Here is a 3,392-nt window from a genome sequence, read left to right as displayed (position 1 = left end):
CAGGAACGTTGTTATGCGGATTTGCAAATAGTCTGGAAACTCTGCTCCTCTTCAGAATAATCACTGGTCTTGGGATTGGCGGAGAATGGGCTGCCGGTCAGACCTTTGTCTGTGAGATCTTCCCTCCCTGTAGCAGAGGGAGATTTGGAGCTATTATGCAGACCGGAGCTCCGTTTGGAATCCTTCTTGCATCTTTCGTAGGAGGCTTTCTCTCACCAATAATTGGATGGAGATTATGTTTCATACTGTCAGCACTTCCAGCGCTTCTGGTGCTTTTTATACGAAAAAATCTTCCTGAATCAGATCTCTGGAAAGAAAAGAGTATGGGTAACCCGGAATATGGGAATCTAAAACCCCGTAATACCTCTTATGGATTTAAACTCCTTCTCTCTCGAAAATATCGATATATGTTCCTTTATTCTCTCGTACTCGCAATTCTGGGAATGTCAGCATACTGGTTCTGCTATTCCTGGTTGCCTGAATATTTGTATCTGGATCGATCCTTATCTTTGAGTAAATCAACAACCTGGATGATTATTGCACAGATCGGAGGAATAATTGGTTATTTTTCATTTGGTTATATTACGGACCATATCGGACGCAGGATAACGTTCAGTATCTATACTGGTATCATGGCACTTGGTCTTGTTATGATAACTCTGTTATGGAATCTTTTTGAAGCAAATCCGATTATAATTTTGGGATCCCTGGTATTAGTCGGGTTTGGAACTGGTTTTTTTGGTGGATATGGCCCGATTTTCTCGGAGTTATTTCCTACAGCGATAAGGAACATGGCCAGTGGTACCGCTTTTAACCTGGCTAGAGGAATACAGTTGGTTACGCCAATTCTTGTGGTATATATCGGACAATTTGCGGATTTGGGAACCGGAATTGTGATTGGTGCCTTATTTGCGATAGCAGCAGGTATCTGGATCTGGGTATTTCCCGAAACAAAGGGCAGAGATTTGAAAGAACTGGATCTGTAAGATCTGGCTCGTCCTCTCAGTCGGTATACTGGTACAATAAAATGATGCTCTCTTATACCTGATGTCGTAACATGTGTATTGAATCAGATGATGCGACCAAAAGAAGTTCTCCAAAAATTTGTTGAAGCCTTTAACAATGCAGATGCCAATACACTGGCTCAATTATATAGCGATAATGCGATTAACCATCAGGTAGCAGAAGAGCCAATTCAGGGGCGTGAATCCATCCGGAACATGTTCATTGATAGTTTTGCTCATGCTAAAATGACCTGTATTGTTGAAAACATGTTTGAAGACGGAGAATGGGCCATTATGGAGTGGCGTGATCCTCTTGGTCTCCGGGGGTGTGGGTTCTTCCACATCGTTGATTCAAAAATCATCTTTCAACGCGGGTACTGGGATAAACTTACGTTTCTCAGGCAGCAGGGGTTACCGATACCCAGGAAATAAAAGAACATTGTGATGTTCTTCGATTACGTGATATGAATGTCAGGGATTAGGATATCTGGAGGTTTGGAGATAAGGAGATCTGGGATGTAATCATCCGGACGACAGAAAAAGGAGACCGAAGATGAAGACCATGAGTTCGCAGACTACCGGGATCGGATGTGATGTAGAAGAGATAGACCGGTTCTGCCTTGATAGAGATAACGATGCTGCCTTTCTCCAACGAGTCTTAACCAGTTCTGAACTTGAATACTGTTACTCATTTCATCACCCTGCCCCCATCTTGCAGCACGATTCTGTGCCAAGGAAGCGGTTGTGAAAGCACTCTCTTGTGTAGGAGAAGAACCAGTTGAGTACCGGGAGATAGAGATACTAAAATACCAGTCCGGAGTCCCGTATGTCACCATTCATTCCGATGGACCAATGAATCCCGGCAACCAGTATGACATCTCTCTGAGCATCTCTCATAGTAAAACTACTGCAATGGCAGTAGTTCTCATCACCAGAAGAGCAGATTCAGGAACTGGCGAAGGTAATGGCAGAAGCACTGGGGGGATCTGATTTCCAGGTATCCCCTGATGCACATACATAAAAAAAGATAATATTATTCTCTTTTTTCTGAATAATCAGATTATCATTGCAGAATTCTTTATTCAGGTCGGCCACCTGAACTGAGAGCAGTAATATGTTCCCGCTTATCTCCCATTTCCCATCGATTCCATAATCTGGTAAAAATATTCTGGTTTTTTGGTTAGGTACAGATGATACCATGCCTCAAGGGTTGTCTCCCGCATGACACCCAGTTTTTTCATCACCTCATAGGTAAAATCCACAGCCGAAAGTCCGCTAGCGGTGATGAGATTGCCATCAGTGACTGCAGGTTTGGAGACATAATATGCATCACCGGCATATCCGGGGCAGAACTGCTTCAGAGCAACGAGATCATTACTTGTGTGGGGGCGGTTATTGAGCATTCCGGCATTGGCGAGCCCCATGGTCGCCCCGCATATGGCACCGACCACCATTTCGGTCTTTAAAATCTCTCTGACTGTTGCAAGCACCGGGCCCTGTACCGGATCAAGCCAGGTCGTTCCTCCCGGGAGGATGAGCAGTCTGCCAGGACCAGCCTCGATATCATCCATCGTCATATCGGGAACCAGATGGATTCCTCCCATGGAAGTGATCGGATCCCGGGTCCGCCCACAGAGACGAAGTTGGTACCGCTGATCAGGGCCCATCAGAAATCTTCCAGAAACAAGTTCAGCAAGAAGATAGGCAGGTTCCCAGTCTGCCATGGTATCGTGAATATAGAGGTACAAAAGGTTCGTCATTGTTCATAAGTGGGATAAGTCTTCAGATATACCTACTCAACGAGTCAGATGAAACCATATATAGGTAATTTAAGGAGTTGTTGACCGGTTAATGGCATGAATGATCCGGCATATCTCCTACCCGGGGATCTGTCGGAAATCTGCTATACCTAACCGCGAAAGATCTTTGGTAGGAAGAAAGGATCATTGCCTATAATATCCTGATATGGGTAAAACAGAAGATGAAATAACCAATATGTACGATTTTTATGCAGTAATCTGAGTTTGCGTAACTCTCTACTCATATCTACTCCCTGATGCCTGAGTTCTAAACACAGATTTATCCACTAGTATTATATGGTGACATAGAGATTATTCTGAACCTTACATGCTATGAAAACCTACTCATCTCCATTCCATGTTGTCTGTATCGGATATAATCAGGAAGATTACGAGCGTATCCGGACTCACCTGAGTCTATCGGGATCATACCTAGTCACCAGGATTGACGATACTGAAGGCACTGACATACAGGGTTCACAAGATGCTGATGTAATCCTCACCGGCCGGTTGGGATCTCCTGAAGAAATATCTGACCAGATCAGACATTTCAGGAAAAAATATCCAAAAACTGCAATCGTTCGTTGTG

6 protein-coding genes are annotated in these 3,392 nt (G+C 44.1%); 5 read left to right on the top strand and 1 reads right to left on the bottom strand.

Translation table 11 applies throughout. The features are described 5' to 3' along the window. The 4 genes from LUQ50_RS02730 to LUQ50_RS02715 all read left to right on the top strand — a co-directional run. The coding region (locus tag LUQ50_RS02730) for an MFS transporter (RefSeq protein WP_300035815.1) at nt 1-986 on the top strand (986 nt) is incomplete at its 5' end. Nucleotides 987-1,076: 90 nt separating this feature from the next. Next, complete coding sequence (locus tag LUQ50_RS02725; protein ID WP_367278943.1) at nt 1,077-1,436, top strand: nuclear transport factor 2 family protein; 360 nt, start codon at nt 1,077-1,079, stop codon at nt 1,434-1,436. Nucleotides 1,437-1,566: 130 nt separating this feature from the next. After that, nucleotides 1,567-1,752 (top strand): hypothetical protein, encoded by a 186-nt coding sequence (locus LUQ50_RS02720; RefSeq protein WP_300035809.1) that lies wholly within the window; start codon nt 1,567-1,569, stop codon nt 1,750-1,752. Then, nucleotides 1,749-1,994: a hypothetical protein gene (locus LUQ50_RS02715; protein ID WP_300035806.1), complete on the top strand. Its 246-nt coding sequence runs from the start codon at nt 1,749-1,751 to the stop codon at nt 1,992-1,994. The genes LUQ50_RS02720 and LUQ50_RS02715 overlap by 4 nt, the downstream gene beginning before the upstream one ends. Nucleotides 1,995-2,128: 134 nt before the next feature. Here the strand turns inward: LUQ50_RS02715 and LUQ50_RS02710 are convergent, their stop codons facing one another. Continuing rightward, nucleotides 2,129-2,764: a type 1 glutamine amidotransferase family protein gene (locus tag LUQ50_RS02710; protein WP_300035803.1), complete on the bottom strand. Its 636-nt coding sequence runs from the start codon at nt 2,762-2,764 to the stop codon at nt 2,129-2,131. A 372-nt stretch (nt 2,765-3,136) separates the two neighbouring features. Here LUQ50_RS02710 and LUQ50_RS02705 point away from each other — a divergent pair. Next, nucleotides 3,137-3,392, top strand: a 256-nt coding sequence (locus tag LUQ50_RS02705; RefSeq protein ID WP_300035800.1) for a hypothetical protein, incomplete at its 3' end; no start/stop codon positions are given.

This window comes from Methanospirillum sp., from assembly GCF_028679455.1.
Taxonomy (GTDB): Archaea; Halobacteriota; Methanomicrobia; order Methanomicrobiales; family Methanospirillaceae; genus Methanospirillum.
Note: the sequence above shows the minus strand (reverse complement) of the source record. Positions and strands in the feature narration are given on the sequence as shown.